Raw genomic sequence first — 18,839 nt, forward strand, 5'->3', positions numbered from 1 at the left:
TTGTCTGAAGATCACACCGGCTCGCCGAGCCGCCAGAACAGGCGGACACCGCCATCCGCCATGCTCTCCAGCCCGGGAACCGCCGAGAGCAGCCTGCGGGTGTAGTCGTGCTGGGGGGCGTCGAAGATCTGGTCGCGGGTGCCTTCCTCGACGATGCGGCCTTCATGCATGACGATGACGCGATCCGAGACCTGCTCGACGACGCCGAGGTCATGGCTGATGAACAAGCAGGAGAAGCCGTGCTTCTTCTGCAGTTCGGCGAAGAGCTCCAGCACTTGAGCCCGCACGGTGACGTCGAGCGCCGAGACGGGCTCGTCGGCGATGACGAAGCTCGGCCGGCGGATGATGGCGCGGGCGATGGCGACGCGCTGGCGCTGGCCGCCGGAGAGCTCGTGCGGATAGCGCTCGGCAAAACCGTCGCCGAGCCCGACCTCGCCCAGAACTTCGGCCAGGCGCGCCTTCCTGTCGGCGGCGCTCATGCCCTTCACCAGCCGCAAGGGTTCGCCGACGAGCTCGCCGATGGTCATGCGCGGATCGAGCGAGGAATACGGGTCCTGGAAGACCATCTGGCAGTTCAGCCGGTAGTCCCAGTAGGCCGTCTCACTCTTGTCGATCGGCTTGCCGTTGAACAGGATCGCGCCTTCGCTCGGCTTGATGAGGCCGGCGATGGCGTGGCCGAGCGTGGTCTTGCCCGAGCCCGAGCCGCCGACCACCGAGACGACCTCGCCGGGCTTCACCGAGAGGCTGATGCCATGCAAAGCGCGCTTGGGCTGCTCCTTGCGGAAGAAGCCCTGGCGGCCGCCATAGTCGACGACCAGGTCGTTGACCGCGACGAGTGGCGTTCCTGCCTCCGGCACCTCGCGCGCCGGCTCGCGATGCGGCATCGCCGCCAGCAGCTTGCGGGTATAGGGGTGCTGCGGGCGGGCGAGGATATCCTCGCTTTTTCCATGTTCGACGACGTCGCCCTGGCACATCACGACGATGCGGCTGCAATAGCGTGCAACCATGCCGAGATCGTGCGAGATCAAGAGCACGGCGGTGCCGTTCTCCTTGGTCAGGTCGACCATCAGCTCCATGACGTCGCGCTGGACGACGGCGTCTAGCGCTGTGGTCGGCTCGTCGGCGAGCAGCAGCGCCGGCTTCAGCAACATCACCGAGGCCAGCATGATGCGCTGGCGCATGCCGCCGGAATACTGGTGCGGATAGGCGTTGAAGGCGCCTTCGGGATCGCGGATGCCGACGCGCCGGAGCATGTCGAGGATCAGCTCGCGCCTGCCGTTGGCATCGAGCTTGCGATGCAGCGCGAGGCCCTCCTCGAGCTGTCGGCCGATCAGCATGGAGGGGTTGAGCGAGGTCATCGGCTCCTGGAAGACCATGCCGACCCTGGCGCCGCGGATCGCCCGCAGGCGCTTGGGGGCCATGGTCGTGACCTCCTCGCCGTCGAAGCGGATCGAGCCCGAGATCAGGCGAACCGCCGGCGGGATGAAGCCCATCACGGCGCGGGCGGCGAGCGTCTTGCCCGAGCCGGATTCGCCGACGATGCCGACGATCTCGCCGGGCGAGACGGAGAAGCTGACATCGTTGACGACGGTGCGGCCGCTCGCACCGATCCTGAGCGTGAGGCCGTCGACCTCGAGCAATGGCTTGGTGGAGGTCATCGTGCACCTCGCATGCGCGGGTCGAGCTTGTCGCGGAGCGCATCGCCGAGCAGGTTGATGCCGAGCAGCGTCAATGAGATGCACAGGCCCGGGAAGACGCCGAGCCAGACGGCCTGGCCGATATAGGGCCGCGACCCCGCCAGCATGTTGCCCCAAGTCGGGGCCGGCGGCGGCACACCGAGCCCGAGGAAGGAGAGCGAGCTCTCGGCCAGCAGCACCCAGCCGAACATCGAGGTCGCGAGCACGGTCAGCGGCGCGATGCAGTTCGGCAGGATGTGGCGCAGCATGGTGAAGGCTTCCGAGTTGCCCATCACCCGCGAGGCCGAGATGAACTCGCGCTCGCGCAGCGAGAGCACGGTGCCGCGCACGATGCGGGCGACCGAGGGCGCATAGGCGATGCCGAGCGCCAGGATGATGCCGTATTTGTTGGCGCCGACCACGGCGAGCAGGCCAAGCGCCAGGAGGATACCCGGGAAGGCGAGCAGCGCGTCGTTGAAGGCCATGATGGTGCGGTCGACCCAGCCGCGGACATAGCCCGAGAACAGGCCGATGACCGTGCCGAGCGAAACGGCGAGCGCCACCGTCAGCAGGCTGATCCAGACTGATGTGGCGGCGCCCGCCATCAGCCGCGAGAGCACGTCGCGGCCGAACTCGTCGGTGCCGAGCCAGTGCATGGCGGAGGGCGCGGCGAGCTTGGCGCGGAAGGAGAGCCGCAACGGGTCATAGGGCGTCCAGACCGCGCTGACCGAAGCGACGATGGCGAGGAAGCCGATCAGCGCGCCGCCGACCAGAGCGTTGGGAGCTGGCAATTTCATTGCGCCGTCACCCTCGGATCGAAGATCGGATAGCAGAGGTCGATCACGAGATTGACCAGCACATAGGTGAAGGCGACGAAGAGCATGCAGCCCTGGATCACCGGATAGTCGCGGGCGAAGATCGAATCGACCAGCAGGCGGCCGAGGCCGGGGATGGTGAAGACGGTCTCGACCACGGCGATGCCGCCCAAGAGGTTGCCGAGGACGAGGCCGATCAGCGTCCAGGTCGGCCCGAAGGCGTTCTTGAAGGCGTGGTTCCAGAGCACCGCACTCTCGGTCAGACCCTTGGCGCGGGCATGGGTGATATAGTCGAGCCGAAGCACCTCCAGCGTCGAGGCGCGCGCCATGCGCAGGATCACGCCGATCTCGTGCAGGAACAGCGTCATGATCGGCATGACCAAATAGAGGATGCCAGCCAACGGGTTCTCGGCGATCGAGACGTAGCCGACCACCGGCAGCCATTCCAGCTTCAGCCCGAAGAAGAGCAGCAGCAGCAGGCCGAGCCAGAAGGTCGGGATCGAGAGCAGGAGTGTCGCCACCGCGACCAGCGACAGATCGAGCGAGGTATCCTGCTTCCAGGCGGCGAGTACGCCGGCCGGCACGGCGACAAGGCTCGCCAGCAGCACCGCGACCAGAACGATCTGCGCCGAGATCCAGAAGCGCTGCAGGATCAGCGGCAGCACCGCCTGCTGCGAGTTGATCGACTGGCCGAGATCGCCCTTGAGCAGATTGCCGAACCAGATGCCGAACTGGACCGGCACGCTCTGGTCGAGGCCGAGCCGCGCCTGCAGGTCGGCGATCGAGGCCGGCGTCGCCAGATCCCCTAGCATCAGCGAGGCTGGATCGCCCGGAATCAGACGGATCAACCCGAAGACCGAGACCGACACGATCAACAGTGTCGGCACGGACATCAGAATGCGCGTCAGCGCAAAGCGCAGCATCGGCTTCCTCCCGGTGTGCGGACGGTACGGGCGGGATCAGTTCGCCAGCGTCACTTCCCACATGCGCAGCTTCGACTGCCACGGCTTGAAGCCCTGGACGCGCTTGGCATGGGCGATGATGTCGAGGCCGTTGAAGGCGAAGATCATGGGGACTTCGTCGATGACGCGCTTGTGCAGCTCGTCGACGAGCTTCTGCCGCTCGGCCCGGTCGGAGGTGACGTAGAGCTTGTCGATCTGCTTTTGCGCCTCCGGGTTGTCCCAGGTCTTGCGCGGCTGCTTGTCCTTCGGTCCCGAGAACTGCTCGAAGGCGATCGCCGGGTCGAAGCGGGCCGAGAAGGAGAAGGACTGCATCTGGTAGTTGCCCTTGTTGAAGCGGTCGAGCTGGGTCGCCCAGTCGAGCACCTCGATCTCGGCGTTGACGCCGACGGCCTGCAGCATCTGCTGCGCCACCACCGCAGCCGGGAAGCTCGGCACGACCGGGCGCTTGTTGGCGAGGATGATGATCTTCTCGCCCTTGTAGCCGGCCTCCTGCAGCAGCTTCTTGGCGCGGGCCGGATCGTAGGTGTGGCCCTTCTTCTCGACCTCGCCGAAATAGCTCGAGCCGGAATAGATCGGCGAGGTGTTGGGCTTGCCGAGGTCGTTGTAGAAGGACGCGACGATCTCATCCATGTCGAGCGAAGCGGCGATCGCCTGGCGGACCTTCTGGTTGCCCATCACCGCATCCTTGGTCTGGATCAGGAAGACATGGCGGACAGCGTTCGGCTCGACCGCGACGGCGAGTTTCGGGTGCTTCCGCAACTCGACGGCGTCACTCGGCAGGATATCGGCCATGTCCAGCGCGCCTGAGACCAGGCCGGCCTTGACCGTCGCCGGATCCTTGACGATCAGGAACTTCACGTCCTTGAGCAGCGGCCGCTTGGAGCCGACATAGCCGTCACGCTGCCCGCCCGCTGGCGACTTGTAGCCCTCGAAGGCGGTCATGGTGAAATACTCGCCGCGCTTCCATTCGCCGAACTGGTAGGGGCCGGTGCCGATCGGCTTGTCCCAGGACCCGTCGGCCTTGACCGAATCCTTGTGCAGGATCGCGGTCATCGCGCAGTCGGTGCGGGCGAGTGTATCAAGGAAGAGCGCGTTCGGCTTGTCGATCTGCATCACCACGGTGCGGGCATCCGGCGCCGTCACGGACTCGACCTTCAGGCCGGAGCGGCCGTCGAATTCCGAGGTGCAGCGCCAGTCGGTCTTGGCGTCCATGTAGCGGGTCCAGTTCCACAGCACGTCGGCCGAGGAGAGCTCTGCGCCGTTGTGGAACCTGACGCCCTGGCGCAGCGTGAACGTGTAGGTCTTGCCGTCGGCGGAGAGATCGACCTTCTCGGCGAGCAGCGGCGTCGCGACGCCGCCCTCATTGTAGCCGACGAGGCCCTCGACCAATTGCAGCGCGAAATCGTCGGTGTTGTCGTCGCGGTTGACGCCGGGATTGTTGCTGCGGATGTCGGCGGCGACCGCGACCGTGATGGATTGGGCCATGGTGGGGCTGGCGAACCCCAGCAAGGCGAAAGCGGAGACAAGCAGGCGGTTCATCGGCAATTCCCCTCTTTGTTTTGTCGTTGTGCTTGCGATTTCTGATCTCAGGCCGCCTTGGCCGCGCCGGCGCGGCGTTTGGCGAGCACCTCGGCGAAGAAGTCCTCGACACGCGAGACGGCTTTCAGCCCGTCATGCGGCATGTTCGGCACCAGGTCGAAACGCACCGTGATGCCGTGCTCCTCGAAATTTCGGCGTAAGGTATCGAGCCGTTCCGGGCGATTGGCGCCGGCATGGTTGGCGTCCGGCATCCAGCTGGCGTTGCCAGGCTGGTGGGTGATCTCCCAGGTCTCGAGATCGGCGGCGCCGACGATCATCTGCACTGCCACCCGGCGCATCGCCTCGATGTCGGGCGTTGCGCCGAAGAGTTCGCCCATGTTGCGGGTGCCGACCCACCAGTCGCGCATCGGATCGAGCAGCGTCACCGAGCCCGGCGCGCCGATCGAGGCGGCCCAGAGCTTTTTGGGCTGCAGCATCAGGAAGCGGTGGGTGAAATGGCCGCCACCGGAATAGCCGAACAAAGCGAAGCGGTCGAAGCGCAAGCCATAGGCTTGGGCGACTTCCTCGACCATGGAAAGGAGGATGTGATCGTAGCGGACCGCGCCCTCTTGCATGTACTTGAAGCCGTTGCGGTTGCCGTCGCCCATCACCCCGATCGGGAAGAGCGGGGCGAGGATGACGCAATTGTTCCAGCGGCCGAAAGCCTCGAAGGCGTCGCGGTAGCCGATGAAGCCGCGGCCGGTGCCATGCATGGTGACAATCAGCTCAGGGGCCTGACCGCCTTTGCCGAGGTTCTTCGGCATATAAAGGCAGTAGCTGAAGCGTGGATCGGCCTTGCAGGCGATGACAGGGGTCGGGCCGAAATCGTAGAGCGCGCGGCCGATCGCTGCCGCATCGTCCTGCTTGGCCTGGCTTGCGACGGGAGCGGTCATGCGCGTTTCCTGATTGGTTATAAGATTGGCGCCAATTTTGTTGCATGATATGATTGGCCCTGCAAGCCGGATTCGACAGATCTTGTGCCGGCTGTGCGCGACGCGGGTGAACCAGTTCACAAGCGTTGCTGAAATGCTCTAGAGACCCGTCATGGCCACCCGTCCAAAAACTCGCCAGCGCGCCAAGGGTGAACTCGCCAACGAGATCGCCCGGACGATCCATATCCGCGCCTATCGGCCGGGCGAATGGTTGCGGCAGATCGATCTCGAAGAGGCCTTCCAGGCGACGCGCTTCGACGTCCGCGCCGCGCTCGACGAGCTCGCTGTGCGCAAGACGATCGAGCATGTGCCCAATCGCGGCTACCGCGTTACCGAGATCGACCTCGATACCTATCGCGCGATCCGCGACACCCGCATCATCCTCGAGAGTGCCGCTTCTCGCCTCGTGATCGGCAGGATGGACGACGAGACGATCGCCAGGCTCGATGCGCTCGCCCACGAGTTCCGCCGCGCCGTGCAGAACGGTACGCGCGTCGACCAGAGCGAGATCAACCGCGCCTTCCATAGCCTGATCTATGCCCATTGCGGCAATCCGGTGCTGGTGGAGACGATCTGGAGCCTGCGCGACCGCTCGCGCGGTTCGGCGGTCACGGTCTGGGCCTCGCACCAGGCCCTGCTCGCCAGTGACGCCGACCACCATGCCATGGTGGCTGCGATCCGCGCCGGAGATGGCGAGCGCCTCGCCGCACTCACCAGCCATCACATCATCAAGGACCTGATCGAGGTCAACGGCGCGGTTTAGAGCATTTTCGAGCGAAGTGGACACCGGTTCGCGTGAAGAAAATGCGATAAAGCAATGCTCTAATCCGCGACGGTGACCTCCCAGAGCCGCGGCTTCGACAGGATCGAGGATTTGTAGCCCTTGATCCGCTTGCCATAGGCGCCAGCGTCGATGCCGTTATAGAGCATCACCATCGGCACCTCGGCGATGAAGCGCTGGTGCAACTCGTCGAACAGCTTTTGGCGTTCGGCCTTGTCCGAGACGACCATCGACTTGTCGAGCAGCGCCTGCGCTTCGGGATTATCCCAGACCTTGCGGGGCTGGGTCGCCTTCGGGCCGGTCACGGATTCGAAGGAGAGCGCCGGATCGAGCCTTGCCGAATAGGGGAAGGCCTGGAGCTGGTAATTGCCCTTGGAGTAGCGGTCGAGCTGCGTCGCCCATTCGAGCACCTCGATCTGGACGTTGATGCCGGCGGCCTGCAGCATCTGTTGCGAGACCACGGCGGCGTCGAAGCTCTGCGGGTAGCGCTTGTTCGCCAGCATCACCAGGGGTTCGCCCTTGTAGCCGGCTTCCTGGAGTAGCTTCTTGGCGGCGGCGAGGTCGTGTTTGTAACCCTTGGCCTGGACCGCATCGTAATAGGACGACAGCGCCGGCACGATCGAATTGTTGCGCTTGCCGAGCCCATCGGTGACCTGGGCGACCAGTTCCTCGGTGTCGATCGCCGCTGCGATCGCCTGGCGCAGCTTGACGTTGGCGAGGAGCGGATCGCGGGTCTGCAGCAGAATGCCGACGAGGCCCATGTTCTGCGTGATCGAAAGCTCGACGCGCTTATCCTTCTTGAGCTCCTTGACCTCGGCATTGGCGACGTCGGGGACGATGTCGATATCGCCGCGCAGCAGCGCCGCCTTGGCGGTCGCGCCGTCCGGGATGACCATGAAGCGAACTTCGTCGACGAGTGGGCGCTTGCCGCCGGTATAGCCGTCCGGCGCGCCGGGCAGGCTGGCATAGGCCTCGTTGCGCGTCAGGCGGACGAACTCGCCGCGCTTCCATTCGGTGAGCTTGTAGGGGCCGGTGCCGATCGGCTTGTCGAAGGAGCCGTCGGCTTTCAGCGAATCCTTATGCAGGATCGCGGTCATCGCGCAGTCGGTGCGGGCGATGTTGGCGAGGAAGAGCGAGCTCGGCTTGTCGAGCTTGAAGACGACAGTCGCCGGATCAGGCGCAGTGACCTCCTCGACCTTGGCGCGGCCGCGGCCGTCGAACTCCGACAGGCAGCGCCAGTCGATCTTCGGGTCGATATAGCGGTTCCAGCTCCAGACCACGTCGGCGGAGGTGAGCTCGGCGCCGTTGTGGAACTTCACACCCTTGCGCAGGGTGAATGTGTAGCTCAGCCCATCCGGCGAGACCGCGACCTTCTCAGCCAGAAGCGGCTTGACCTCGGAGTCCTCGCCATAGGCGACGAGGCCCTCGACGATGTGCAGGACGACCGAGTCGGTGTTGTCGTCGCGGTTGACGCCCGGATTGATGCTGCGGATGTCGGCATTGAGGTGCACCCGCAATGCGGCGGCCGCGGCTGGCACTATGGCTGCGGTCGCGAGGCCCAATCCGGCGAGGGCGAGGGAAAGGCGGCGTCGGCTGTGCATCGGCGGGTTCCCCTTGTCTTATGATTTTGGCTTGAAAGCTATCTTGGCCGCCTTATTCGGCGGCTTGGGCCAGCGTCATTGGTTCATCGGTGAGGCTGTAGCGGGTGAAGATGCGGTTGAGGGCGGGCAGTGGCGCGACCTCCATCGTGCCCTTGGCCGGCTGCATGATCACCATCGAGACGGTGGCCGAGAGATTGCCGGTATCGTTCGGCCGCGGCGGCCGGCAGACCGAATGCGGAGTGAGGAAATCGTCGAAGAAGGCCTGCTTCAGGTCGTCGACGGTGAGCTTGCGGCCGGCCTCGTTGAGCAGCTTCCTGACGCGCCAGTCGCGATAGAAGCTCTCGGGCACGCGCGGAATGCCGGTATCGGTGATCTTGGTCAGCGCGATCTGGCCGACCCAGTGGTTGGCGTGAACGATCAGCCCATCCTCGGGATAGAGCGGGAAGGCGGCATCGGGCGCGCACTCGAAGTCGATGCCGAAGCCGGCGACCGTCGAGAGCATCATGTTGTTCGAGCAGGCCTTCGGCGTGGTCGCGACCGCCTTGATCGCGAAGGCGAAATGCTCCTGCTCCAGCACCTTGCGGCGGATCAGGGCCAGCGGCACGCCGACCTGCGTGAAGTCGCGCTCGCTTTCGAGATAATTGGCGGTGATCGAGATGCCGGCCGCGTTCATGCCGCAGCGGGCGAGGCCGCCGGCCTCGACGAAGGTCAGGAAATCAGGGCCGTCCTCGCGGCGCACGCGCAGCACGATCGCCGTCTCGGCGCATTCGGCCTTCCAGTCCCAGTTCTGGCCGTGGATCAGTTCGCCCGAGGCACTGCGCTCGGGCAGGATGATCGCGCCGGTGCAGCCATCGTCGAGCTCCTCTTCGGCTGCGATCGGCTTGCTTTTCTCCAGCTTGGCCTTGGCGATCACCTCGGTGCGGGCATTGATCATGATGACGTCTTCGAGCGTGACGCCCGCGCCGTCGGCGATGCCGCGCATCTCCTCGATGTAATGCGCGCCAAAGGTCTCGATCTCGCGGGCGAATTCGCCGATCAGGCGCGATTTGCCGGCAGTGTCATAGCCGAGATCACCGAGCTGACCGCCATAGAGTTCGATCGAACGCTTGACGCGCCTGGGGACCGCCGCACCATGCTGGCGGCCGCGTTCATAGGGCGTGCCCGAGACATCGACGAAGGGAAAGGGCTCGACCATGACCGGATCTCCGCGGTTCGCGCTGGCGCTATCTCGATCCATAATGTATTTCATTTCAAACTAAGACAATCAAGAGCCTTTCGATGACATCTCCGACACGGCTGCAGCAGGAGATCGCCGAACGCCTCCTCCAGATGGTCCGGGATGACGGCCTTGTGGCCGGCGCCTGGCTCAACGAGAACAGTGCGGCGCGCCGCCTCAACGTCTCGCGCACGCCGGTTCGCGCCGCGATCGACCATCTGGCGCGGCAGGGTCTGGTGCGTCGGCATCCGAACAAAGGCGTCGAGTTGCTGAGCGCGCCGGAGCCGCCTGCCGATCCCGGTGCAAGCGTCGACGCGACCGAGCTCGCCATGGTCAAGGTGGCGCAGGACCGGCATGGCGGGCGCCTGCCCGACGAGATCTCCGAGCTCGAACTGATGCGGCGCTACGAGCTTGGCCGCCCCGAGGTGCAGCGCTTGATGGCGCGGCTCGCCGATCTCGACATGGTCGAGCGCAAGCGCGGCTATGGCTGGCGTTTCCTGCACGAGGCGCGCGACCAGTCGGCGCATGATGAGCGCTACCGCTTCCGCCTGCTGATCGAGCCGATGGTCTTCCTTGAGCCAGGCTTTGCGCTCGAGCAGGGCTGGATTGATGAGATGCGGGCCCGGCACGAATTGACCCTGTCCCGGCCCTGGAAGGAAAGCTCGGCGATCGGCTTCTACGAGATGAATGCCGATTTCCATGAGGGGCTGGCGGCGGCCTCGGGCAATCGCTTCATGCATTCCGCCGTGCGCCGGCAGAACCAGATGCGCAGGCTGTCCAATTACGACTGGACCTATGGCTATGAGCGCGTGGTGGTGAACAGCCGCGAGCATCTGCAGATGCTGGCGACGCTGGAGGCCGGCGACCGCCAGCTCGCCAGCGCCCTGATGCGCAGCCATCTCCAGCGCGCGATGCAATTGCGCCGGCCGGACGGGCTGGACTGACAATCGCCGGCTTCCAATCGGGGCCGTTTGCAATTTGGTTCTTCGTCATTCCGGACAAGCCGCAGAGCGGCGCAGCTCCGGAATCCATCGTAGAGCTCAGAGTCCTACGATGGATTCCGGCGCTCCGCTTCGCTCCGGCCGGAATGACGGCGAGAGTTGAGTGGTCCAGGTTATTGTCTTTTAGATTTAAAAAAGACATCATGCGGTAATCGACAGCGAGGATTCGCCGATGACCGCGCACGCACTTGCCCCCGAAAGCCGCCGCGATAACGCGCCCGACGCGTTCTGGATGCCGTTCACGCCGATGCGGGCCTTCCGCCAGGCGCCGCTGCTGTTCGAGCGGGCGGAAGGCATGCACTACATCACGCCGGATGGGCGGCGCGTGCTCGACGGCATGGCCGGGCTCTGGTGCGTCAATGCCGGGCATGGCCAGGCCAGGATCATCGACGCGATCCGCGAAGCCGCCGGTCGGCTCGACTTCGTCTCCTCCTTCAAGATGAGCCATCCGGGCGCGCAGAGCTATGCGGCGCGGCTCTGCGACTTCGCGCCGGAGGGCATCGACCATGTCTTCTTCGTCAATTCCGGCTCGGAGGCGGTCGATACCGCGCTGAAGATCGCGCGCGCCTATCATCAGGCTCGTGGCCATGCCGGGCGCACCAAGCTGATCGGCCGGGCCAAGGGCTATCACGGCATGGGCTGGGGCGGGCTCTCGGTCTCCGGCCTCGGCCGGCACAAGGCCGCCTTCGGGCCGCTCCTGCCCGATGTTGCCCATCTGCCACTGCCCTATGACCGCACCAGCATGGCGTTCTCGCGCGGCCAGCCGGAAGGCGGGCTCGCCGCGGCCGAGGCGCTGGAGACCCTGCTGCAAATTCATGATCCGGCGACGGTTGCAGCCGTGATCGTCGAGCCGGTGACCGGCTCGGGCGGTGTCTATCCGCCACCGAAGGGCTATCTCGAACGCCTGCGCGCGATCTGCGACAAGCATGGTATCCTCCTGATCTTCGACGAGGTCATCACCGGCTTCGGCAGGCTCGGCAGTCCGTTCGCGGCGCAGGCCTATGGTGTCAGGCCGGACCTGATGAGCTGCGCCAAGGGCATGACCAATGGCGCGGTCCCGATGGGCGGCGTCCTCGTCGCCGGCCACGTCTACGACGCCTTCATGGCCGGCCCGCCCGAGGCAATCGAGCTCCTGCACGGCTACACCTATTCGGCCCATCCGCTCGCCTGCGCCGCCGGTCTCGCGACGCTCGACGTCTTCGCCGAGCAGGATATCCTTGGGCAACTCGGCAAGGTGCTGCCGCTCTGGGAGGAGCGGGCGCACCGGCTGAAGGGCTCCGCCCATGTCGTCGATATCCGTACCGCCGGCCTGCTGTGTGCGATCGATCTTGCGCCGCGCCCGGGTTCGGATGGGGCCCGGGGCGGGGAGGCGAACACGCTCTGCCTCGACGCCGGCGCGCTGATCCGCAATGCCGGCGACACGCTGGTGCTGTCGCCGCCGCTGGTGATCGCACCCGCGGAGATCGAGGAAATCTTCGCCGCGATCGAGCAGGCGCTGGGGCGGATCGACTAGTTCAGGCCCATTCGCCCTTGCGGAAGACCACCACCCGGCTGCCGTCGGGCTTGACGCCGTCGATGTCGACCTCGCCGGAGCCGATCATCCAGTCGATATGGATCAGGCTGCGATTGCCGCCCTGCGCTGCGATCTGCGTCGGCGTCAGCTTGGTGCCGTCGACGAAGCATTTCGAATAGCACTGGCCGAGCGCAATGTGGCAGGAAGCGTTCTCGTCGAAGAGCGTGTTGTAGAACAGGATGCCGCTCTGCGAGATCGGCGAGGAGTGCGGCACCAGCGCGACCTCGCCGAGCCGGCGCGAGCCCTCGTCGGTGTCGAGCACCTTGTTCAGCACCTCCTCGCCCCGGCTCGCCTTGGCCTCGACGATGCGGCCTTCCTCGAAGCGGACCTGGATGTTGTCGATCAGCGTGCCCTGATAGGAGAGCGGCTTGGTCGAGGCGACATGGCCATCGACGCGGCGGGCATGCGGGGTGGTGAAGACCTCCTCGGTCGGGATGTTGGCGTTGCAGGTGACGCCGTTCTTGGCGGTGGAAGCGCCGCCCTGCCAGTCATGCCCGTCGGCGAGGCCGATGGTGAGGTTCGTGCCTGGCCCGGTGAAATGCAGCGCGGAAAAGCGCTGGCCGTTCAGCCATTTGGTCCGCAGTGCCAAAGCGGCGTTGTGCTGCGCCCAAGCGGCGATCGGGTCGTCGCGGTCGACGCGCGAGGCCGCGAAGATCGCTTCGGCGAGACGGGCGACCGCGACCTCTTCGGCGTCACCCGGGAAAACCTGCTGCGCCCAGGCCGCGCCGGGATAGGCGACGATGTTCCAGTTGATGTCGAAATTGGCGATCTTCTCCAGTGCCGGCTGGTAGGCGATCGAGTTCGCCTTGTTGGCGCGGGCGACCTTGGCCGGATCCTGCTCGGCGAGCAGCATCGGATTGTCGCCGACGATGGCGAGGCGCGCGGTATTGGCCGAGAAGGCCTTGGCGACGCCCTCGTAGAGCCATGACGGGGCGCGATCGAAGCCCGCATCCTGGCCGAAGCGATAGCGCGCCAGCGTCACCGTCTCATCCGAAAGGATCGGCGTGACGAGGCCGGCGCCGGCCTTGTAGGCATGCTCGGCGATGCGCCGGACCAGCGGCAGCGCCGCGACGGGGGCGGTCAGGAACAGGTCCTGCCCCGGCTGGAGATTGAGGCCGATCTTGATGGCGACCTCGGCCAGCCGATCGAGCTTGTTGGCATCGATGCCGGAGACGTGCTTGTTCATGAAGGGCCTCGTCGGGCTGATTTGCGAGGCCGCATTGCTGGCGGAAATCCGCCGCGGGTCAACCGCTGCAGTGGCATTGGGCACCTACTCTACTGTCATTCCGGACAAGCGGCTTTAGCCGCGCAGTTCCGGAATCCATCGAAGGGCGCTGAACTCTGCGATGGATTCCGGCGCTCCGCTTCGCTGCGGCCGGAATGACGGGGACTATCCGGATAGTGACCAGAAGCGGCCCTCAGCGCTGGCCCGGCCGGGTGCGCCGCGCCCTGGAACGATCGCCGCGCCAATCGGCGACGGACATGGTCGGCAGGTCGAAATAGTCGCGCGTCGTGGCATAGCCATGCCCGCCCATGCGGCCGATCGCATCGAGCGCGACCGGGTCGACATAGTGCTTCACCCTGTCGATCGTGTCGGCGCGGAAATGGGCGTAGACGACCTCGCCCAGGATGATCTCTCGTGAATTGCCGATGCCGAGCGTGGTGTGGTGGCGGCATTCGAAGGCGGCCGGCGCCTGGCCGATCCAGGGGCATGGCACCTTGACGCCGGGCATGGCGGTGAGGCCGGCCTCGGCGAGCTCGTCCGTGCCCGGCTCGAACGGCACGGCGCAGGCGTTCATGCCGTCGAGCAGCGCGTCGGAGACGATGTTGACGGTGAAGGCGAGGCTCTCGCGGACATTGCGGCCGGTGTCCTTCTGCCCGCCGGTCTGGCGGTACTCGACGCCGAGCGCCAGGATCGCCGGGTCGGCCGAGAGGCAATTGAAGAACGAGAACGGCGCAGCGTTGACGACGCCATTGGCGTCGATCGTCGTCACCAGCGCGATCGGGCGCGGCACCACCGCGCCGATCAGGAGCTTGTAGCGCTCGCGCGGGGTCAACGCAGCGAAGTCGAAGGTGACGACCTCGGTGGTGGCCGGCCGGTCCTGCGTCAGCGTCTGGGTCACGATGGGGTCAATCCTTCACTCAAGGCATAGGGCGCGAGCACGTCGCGGATGTCGCGCTCGGCGCGGGGCGCCAGCAGAGCGCGTGTGACGACGGACTGCAGATGATGGTCCATCAGCTGCGCGGCCCGGGCGGCGTCACCAGCGCGCAGTGCCTCAATCAACTGGCGATGCTCCGAGACGGCGCATTCGGAGGAGTGCGGCCGGCCATAGATGGCGAGGATCAGCGAGCAGCGTGACGAGGCTTCCTGGACATAGCGCAACAGCAGCGCGTTGCCGGTCATCTCGGCGAGCTTGATGTGGAATTCGCCGGAAAGACGGATCGATTCAGGTCCGTCCTGCCCGTGCGCCTTCTCCTCGAGCCGGACATGGGCCTCGAGCTCGGCCGCCTGCGCCGCGGTCAGTCGACCCGCGAGGTTCTCGGCGACGAGCCGCTCCAGCCCGCGGCGAACATCGAAGACGTCGCGCGCCTCCTCGAGCGTCGGATAGGCGACATTGGCGCCGCGATTGGGCTTGAGCTCGACCAGCCCCTCGACGGCGAGCCGCCCGAAGGCCTCGCGCACCAGGGTCCGGCTGACGCCGAGTTGCTCGCCGATCGAATCCTCCGGGAGCTTCATGCCCGGCTTCAGCGCCTGCTCGATGATGGCGCGCCGCAGCGCCTTGTAAACTGCCTGCGCGCGCGGCACCGGCCCGCGTGTCTCGGTCACCTTGCCATTGGTCATCGGCGTCTTCGCTCGGGATGGACGGGTCGGGCGCGGCATCGGCTGAGTTTCCGCTTGTCTTCAATAATCGCATACAATACGGTTCTTGTATCGTATGCAAGTTTGCTCAATGATCGCACACGAGATGGCGCAGAAAGTGCCACGATGATCACAGAGGTGGCAACTGAACGGCATTCCCCGGTGCGCGAAGCGGGCCGGCGGCAAGCAAAAAAGGGGAGAGTTCGATGAAGAAGGCCTGGTTGCTGGCGGCTGTCGCCGCTTTCGCATTGAACGGCGCGGTCGAAGCCAAGACGTTGAAATGGGGCTCGGCGCGGGAGATCGCCTCGCTCGATCCCTATTCCTTCGGCGAGACCTTCACGCTCTCGGTCCTGAACCATGTCTATGAGGGGTTGGTGCGCTATACCGGCGATCTCAAGATCGAGCCGGCCTTGGCGGAATCCTGGGAGACGGTGAGCCCGACCATCTGGCGCTTCAAGTTGCGCCAGGGCGTCAAATTCCACAACGGCAACCCGTTCACCGCCGATGACGTGATCGCCTCGCTCCAGCGCGTCACTCACGACACCTCGCCGCTCAAGGGCAACCTGCCGGCCTATAAGAGCTCGAAGAAGATCGACGACTTCACCGTCGAGATCGAGGTCAACGGCCCCTATCCGCTGCTGCTCAACGACCTCACCAACATCTTCATCTTCGACAAGGAGTGGATGGAGGCGAACAACTCGCTGCTCCCCACCGATTCCGGCAAGGGTGTGAAGGGCTATGCCACCGACAACGCCAACGGCACCGGCCCGTTCAAGGTCGAGAGCCGGCGCGCCGACTCCAAGACCATCTTCGCCAAGAACCCGAGCTGGTGGGACAAGCCGCAGCACAATATCGACGTGATCGAGTTCATCCCAATCACCTCGTCCTCGACCCGCGTCGCGGCGATGCTATCCGGCGAGATCGACTTCACCAATGTCGCGCCGCTGCAGGACCTGCCGCGCCTCACGGCCTCGACCGAGGTCAAGGTGCTGCAGACCAACGAACTGCGCTCGGTCTTCTTCGCCTTCAACCTGACCGACAAGCTGGTCGAGAGCGACGTCAAGGACAAAAACCCCTTCAAGGACATCCGCGTGCGCGAGGCGCTCTATCGCGCCATCGACATCGACGCGGTGCAGAAGCGGGCGATGCGCGGCCTGTCGCGCAATACTGGCGCGCTCGTCGCGCCGGCGATCCCCGGCTACGAGCCGTCGCAGGACCAGCGCCTGCCCTTCGACCTCAACGGTGCCAAGAAGCTGCTTGCCGATGCCGGCTATCCGAACGGCTTCTCCTTCGTGATGAACTGCCAGAGCGACTCGCTCGTCAACGAGGAGGAATTCTGCCAGGCGGTGGCGGCGATGTGGTCGCGCGCCGGCCTGAAGCCGAACCTCAGCCTCGCCCCGCGCAGCCAGCAGGCGCCGAAGCGGGTCAAGGGCGATTTCGACCTGATCTCCTTCGGCTGGGCTAATGAGCCGATGATCGACGCCTATTCGTTGCTGGTGCAGGTGCTGCGCTCGAAGAGCGGCACGGGTGGCGTGTTCAACTGGGGCAATTGGGGCGATCCGCGCATCGATGCGCTGACCGACAAGGCCGGTGTCGAGCTCGATACGCCCAAGCGCATCGAGATGATGAAAGAGGCGCTGAAGATCGCCAAGGCCGAGCACCTCTTCATCCCGCTGCACCAGCAGCCGATGGCCTGGGCGATGCGCAACACCATGGCCTCGACGGTCCAGGCCTCGGACAACAAGCCGCGCCTGTGGCTGACCACGATGAAGTGAAGTGAGCCGTCATTCTCGGGCGAAGCGAAGCGCAGACCCGAGAATCTCGTGACGAGAAGGCAATGCCGCCCCCTGGTCCTGAGATGCTCGGGTCAAGCCCGAGCATGACGGCGGGGTTCATCCGAGAGCTGGAGTAGTCATTCCATGCCGGCCTTCCTCTTCAAGCGCTTCGTCAACGCCGCCGGCGTCATGTTGGCGGTGGCATTCCTCGCCTTCCTGACCTTCCGCTTCGTCGGCGATCCCGTCGAGCTGATGCTGAACGAGCAGGCGAGCCAGGCGCAGCGCGACGAATTGCGCGTCCGGCTCGGGCTCGACAAGGGCTTCGTCCTGCAATTCGCGACCTTCGTCGGCAATGCCGTGCGCGGTGATTTCGGCATCTCCTATCGCAACCAGCAGGAAGTGTTCACGCTGATCGCCGAGCGTTTCCCGGCGACCTTCGAGCTGGTGCTGGTCGCGACCTTCCTGTCATTGGCGGTAGGCATTCCGCTCGGGGTCTACACCGCGATCAGGCGAGACAGCCTGCTCGCCAAGGCGCTGCAGTTCATCTCGGTGCTCGGCGTCTCGCTGCCGAGCTTTGCGCTCGGCATCCTGTTCATCCTGGTGTTCTCGGTGACGCTGCAATGGCTGCCGGCCTTCGGCCGCGGCGAGGTCGTGCAGCTCGGCTGGTGGAGCACCGGCTTCCTAACGGCGTCGGGCCGCAAGGCACTGATCCTGCCCGGCATCACGCTGTCGCTGTTCCAGATCACGCTGGTGATGCGGCTGGTTCGCGCCGAGATGCTGGAGACGATGCGGACCGACTTCATCCGCTTCGCCAGGGCACGCGGTCTGCCCTCGCGGGCCGTGCATTTCCGTCACGCGTTGCGCAATTGCCTGATGCCGGTGATCACGGTGACCGGCCTGCAGATCGGCAACCTGATCGCCTTCGCGCTGGTGACCGAGACGGTGTTCCAGTGGCCGGGCATGGGCATGCTCTTCGTCCAGGCCGTCACTTTCGTCGATATCCCGGTGATGGCGGCCTATCTGATCGTCGTCTCCTTCATCTTCGTCTCGCTCAACACGCTGGTCGACCTGACCTATGCCTGGGTCGACCCGCGACTGCGCGAAGACGCGCTTTCGGGAGGCGCCAATGCCCGCTGATGCCGCCGCCAAGACCGGGCGCCTGCGCCGCTTCCTCGACAGCGACATCGGCTGGAACTTCCGGCGCACGCCCGCAGCCTGGCTCTCGGCGCTGGTATTGGCGATCCTGATCCTGACGGCGCTGTTCTGCCCGCTGATCGCGCCGCAGAACCCGCACGACCTTGCCCAGATCTTCATCGACAAGGCCGAGATTCCGCCGATCTGGTCGGCGGACGGCGAGTGGCCCTTCCTGCTCGGCACCGACCCGCAAGGGCGCGACGTATTCTCCGCCATCCTCTACGGCACGCGGGTGTCGCTGATCATCGGCTTTTCGGCCGTTATGGTCTCGATGGTGATCGGCGTCTCGCTCGGCCTGGTCTCCGGCTTTTATGGCGGGCGGATCGATAATCTCCTGATGCGGCTCGGCGACACCGTTCTGTCGATCCCGACGCTGCTGATGGCGATCCTGGTCTCGGCGATCTTCCGCGAATTGCTGCCACCAGCACTACGCGATCCCTTCGCCGCGGCGGTGCTGGTCGTCTCGATCGCGCTGACCAGCTGGGTGCAGTACGCCCGCACGGTGCGCGCCTCGACCATGGTCGAGCGGCGCAAGGAATACGTGCTGGCGGCGCGGATCATCAAGGTGCCGGCGGGGCGGATCATGCGCCGGCACATCCTGCCGAACACGCTGACCCCGGTGATGGTCGCGGCCACCCTCAATCTCGGCCTTGCCATCCTGTCGGAAGCGACCCTGTCCTTCCTCGGCGTCGGCATGCCGATCACGCAGCCTTCGCTCGGCACGCTGATCCGGATCGGCAACCAGTATCTGTTCTCCGGCTCCTGGTGGCTCGTCGTCTTCCCCTCGCTCCAGCTCGGCCTGATCGTGCTCTCGGTGAACCTGCTCGGCGACTGGCTGCGCGACGCGCTGAACCCGAAGCTGCGGTGACGAGGAT

General features: G+C 65.5%; 16 protein-coding genes. 6 read left to right on the forward strand and 10 right to left on the reverse strand.

Going from position 1 to position 18,839, the window contains the following annotated elements; genetic code table 11:
• Positions 1–11 precede the first annotated feature (11 nt).
• The 5 genes from B6S44_RS13320 to B6S44_RS13340 are packed head-to-tail and all read right to left on the reverse strand — an operon-like array spanning position 12 to position 5,924.
• Positions 12–1,658, reverse strand: a complete 1,647-nt coding sequence (locus tag B6S44_RS13320; protein WP_129157376.1) for an ABC transporter ATP-binding protein — start codon at positions 1,656–1,658, stop codon at positions 12–14.
• Positions 1,655–2,473 carry an ABC transporter permease gene (locus tag B6S44_RS13325; RefSeq protein WP_129157377.1) on the reverse strand — a complete coding sequence of 273 codons (819 nt, stop codon included), beginning with the start codon at positions 2,471–2,473 and terminating at the stop codon, positions 1,655–1,657. The genes B6S44_RS13320 and B6S44_RS13325 overlap by 4 nt, the downstream gene beginning before the upstream one ends.
• A complete protein-coding gene (locus B6S44_RS13330) occupies positions 2,470–3,414 on the reverse strand; it encodes an ABC transporter permease (RefSeq protein WP_129157378.1) in 945 nt (314 codons plus the stop codon). Before B6S44_RS13330 ends, B6S44_RS13325 begins: the two co-directional genes overlap by 4 nt.
• Positions 3,415–3,450: 36 nt before the next feature.
• Positions 3,451–4,992 carry an ABC transporter substrate-binding protein gene (locus tag B6S44_RS13335; protein ID WP_129157379.1) on the reverse strand — a complete coding sequence of 514 codons (1,542 nt, stop codon included), beginning with the start codon at positions 4,990–4,992 and terminating at the stop codon, positions 3,451–3,453.
• A gap of 47 nt (positions 4,993–5,039) precedes the next feature.
• Positions 5,040–5,924, reverse strand: a complete 885-nt coding sequence (locus B6S44_RS13340; RefSeq protein ID WP_129157380.1) for an alpha/beta hydrolase — start codon at positions 5,922–5,924, stop codon at positions 5,040–5,042.
• 151 nt (positions 5,925–6,075) lie between these two features.
• On the opposite strand from B6S44_RS13340, the gene B6S44_RS13345 reads away from it, so the two are divergent.
• Complete coding sequence (locus B6S44_RS13345; protein ID WP_129157381.1) at positions 6,076–6,726, forward strand: GntR family transcriptional regulator; 651 nt, start codon at positions 6,076–6,078, stop codon at positions 6,724–6,726.
• A 59-nt stretch (positions 6,727–6,785) separates the two neighbouring features.
• On the opposite strand, the gene B6S44_RS13350 is transcribed toward B6S44_RS13345, so the two are convergent.
• Both B6S44_RS13350 and B6S44_RS13355 read right to left on the reverse strand, forming a co-directional pair.
• Complete coding sequence (locus B6S44_RS13350; protein ID WP_129157382.1) at positions 6,786–8,345, reverse strand: ABC transporter substrate-binding protein; 1,560 nt, start codon at positions 8,343–8,345, stop codon at positions 6,786–6,788.
• A 52-nt stretch (positions 8,346–8,397) separates the two neighbouring features.
• Positions 8,398–9,540 (reverse strand): C45 family autoproteolytic acyltransferase/hydolase, encoded by a 1,143-nt coding sequence (locus B6S44_RS13355; RefSeq protein ID WP_129157383.1) that lies wholly within the window; start codon positions 9,538–9,540, stop codon positions 8,398–8,400.
• An 83-nt stretch (positions 9,541–9,623) separates the two neighbouring features.
• Between B6S44_RS13355 and B6S44_RS13360 the strand changes: the two genes are divergently transcribed.
• Both B6S44_RS13360 and aptA read left to right on the forward strand, forming a co-directional pair.
• On the forward strand, positions 9,624–10,505 hold the full coding sequence (locus B6S44_RS13360; RefSeq protein ID WP_129157384.1) for a GntR family transcriptional regulator: 882 nt from the start codon (positions 9,624–9,626) through the stop codon (positions 10,503–10,505).
• 229 nt (positions 10,506–10,734) lie between these two features.
• Positions 10,735–12,075, forward strand: coding sequence for an omega-aminotransferase AptA (gene aptA, locus B6S44_RS13365; RefSeq protein WP_129157385.1), 1,341 nt, complete (start codon positions 10,735–10,737; stop codon positions 12,073–12,075).
• 1 nt (position 12,076) lies between these two features.
• On the opposite strand, the gene B6S44_RS13370 is transcribed toward aptA, so the two are convergent.
• From B6S44_RS13370 to B6S44_RS13380, 3 genes are all read right to left on the reverse strand, one after another.
• A complete protein-coding gene (locus B6S44_RS13370; RefSeq protein ID WP_129157386.1) occupies positions 12,077–13,321 on the reverse strand; it encodes an aminopeptidase in 1,245 nt (414 codons plus the stop codon).
• A 232-nt stretch (positions 13,322–13,553) separates the two neighbouring features.
• The gene (locus B6S44_RS13375; RefSeq protein WP_248309581.1) at positions 13,554–14,258 is read right to left on the reverse strand and encodes a flavin reductase family protein; all 705 of its coding nucleotides are present in this window, start codon (positions 14,256–14,258) and stop codon (positions 13,554–13,556) included.
• The gene (locus B6S44_RS13380) at positions 14,255–14,977 is read right to left on the reverse strand and encodes a GntR family transcriptional regulator (protein ID WP_129157387.1); all 723 of its coding nucleotides are present in this window, start codon (positions 14,975–14,977) and stop codon (positions 14,255–14,257) included. The genes B6S44_RS13375 and B6S44_RS13380 overlap by 4 nt, the downstream gene beginning before the upstream one ends.
• Before the next feature lie 224 nt (positions 14,978–15,201).
• Here B6S44_RS13380 and B6S44_RS13385 point away from each other — a divergent pair, with 224 nt between their 5' ends.
• The 3 genes from B6S44_RS13385 to B6S44_RS13395 all read left to right on the forward strand — a co-directional run bounded on the left by B6S44_RS13385 (position 15,202) and on the right by B6S44_RS13395 (position 18,832).
• A complete protein-coding gene (locus tag B6S44_RS13385; RefSeq protein WP_129157388.1) occupies positions 15,202–16,770 on the forward strand; it encodes an ABC transporter substrate-binding protein in 1,569 nt (522 codons plus the stop codon).
• 144 nt (positions 16,771–16,914) lie between these two features.
• Positions 16,915–17,907 (forward strand): ABC transporter permease, encoded by a 993-nt coding sequence (locus tag B6S44_RS13390; protein ID WP_129157389.1) that lies wholly within the window; start codon positions 16,915–16,917, stop codon positions 17,905–17,907.
• Positions 17,897–18,832 (forward strand): ABC transporter permease, encoded by a 936-nt coding sequence (locus B6S44_RS13395; RefSeq protein WP_129157390.1) that lies wholly within the window; start codon positions 17,897–17,899, stop codon positions 18,830–18,832. Before B6S44_RS13390 ends, B6S44_RS13395 begins: the two co-directional genes overlap by 11 nt.
• Positions 18,833–18,839: the final 7 nt, after the last annotated feature.

This window comes from Allobosea sp. Tri-44 (assembly GCF_004123845.1).
In the GTDB taxonomy this organism is placed as follows: domain Bacteria; phylum Pseudomonadota; class Alphaproteobacteria; order Rhizobiales; family Beijerinckiaceae; genus Allobosea.

What these genes read in the sequence shown, in the direction of transcription:
- B6S44_RS13330 (WP_129157378.1), bottom strand. Translation starts at nt 3,414, where the DNA reads ATGCTGCGCTTTGCGCTGACGCGCATTCTGATGTCCGTGCCGACACTG.
- B6S44_RS13320 (WP_129157376.1), bottom strand. Translation starts at nt 1,658, where the DNA reads ATGACCTCCACCAAGCCATTGCTCGAGGTCGACGGCCTCACGCTCAGG.
- B6S44_RS13370 (WP_129157386.1), bottom strand. Translation starts at nt 13,321, where the DNA reads ATGAACAAGCACGTCTCCGGCATCGATGCCAACAAGCTCGATCGGCTG.
- B6S44_RS13355 (WP_129157383.1), bottom strand. Translation starts at nt 9,540, where the DNA reads ATGGTCGAGCCCTTTCCCTTCGTCGATGTCTCGGGCACGCCCTATGAA.
- B6S44_RS13360 (WP_129157384.1), top strand. Translation starts at nt 9,624, where the DNA reads ATGACATCTCCGACACGGCTGCAGCAGGAGATCGCCGAACGCCTCCTC.
- B6S44_RS13380 (WP_129157387.1), bottom strand. Translation starts at nt 14,977, where the DNA reads ATGACCAATGGCAAGGTGACCGAGACACGCGGGCCGGTGCCGCGCGCG.
- B6S44_RS13385 (WP_129157388.1), top strand. Translation starts at nt 15,202, where the DNA reads ATGAAGAAGGCCTGGTTGCTGGCGGCTGTCGCCGCTTTCGCATTGAAC.
- B6S44_RS13340 (WP_129157380.1), bottom strand. Translation starts at nt 5,924, where the DNA reads ATGACCGCTCCCGTCGCAAGCCAGGCCAAGCAGGACGATGCGGCAGCG.
- B6S44_RS13325 (WP_129157377.1), bottom strand. Translation starts at nt 2,473, where the DNA reads ATGAAATTGCCAGCTCCCAACGCTCTGGTCGGCGGCGCGCTGATCGGC.
- aptA (WP_129157385.1), top strand. Translation starts at nt 10,735, where the DNA reads ATGACCGCGCACGCACTTGCCCCCGAAAGCCGCCGCGATAACGCGCCC.
- B6S44_RS13345 (WP_129157381.1), top strand. Translation starts at nt 6,076, where the DNA reads ATGGCCACCCGTCCAAAAACTCGCCAGCGCGCCAAGGGTGAACTCGCC.
- B6S44_RS13350 (WP_129157382.1), bottom strand. Translation starts at nt 8,345, where the DNA reads ATGCACAGCCGACGCCGCCTTTCCCTCGCCCTCGCCGGATTGGGCCTC.
- B6S44_RS13335 (WP_129157379.1), bottom strand. Translation starts at nt 4,992, where the DNA reads ATGAACCGCCTGCTTGTCTCCGCTTTCGCCTTGCTGGGGTTCGCCAGC.
- B6S44_RS13395 (WP_129157390.1), top strand. Translation starts at nt 17,897, where the DNA reads ATGCCCGCTGATGCCGCCGCCAAGACCGGGCGCCTGCGCCGCTTCCTC.
- B6S44_RS13390 (WP_129157389.1), top strand. Translation starts at nt 16,915, where the DNA reads ATGCCGGCCTTCCTCTTCAAGCGCTTCGTCAACGCCGCCGGCGTCATG.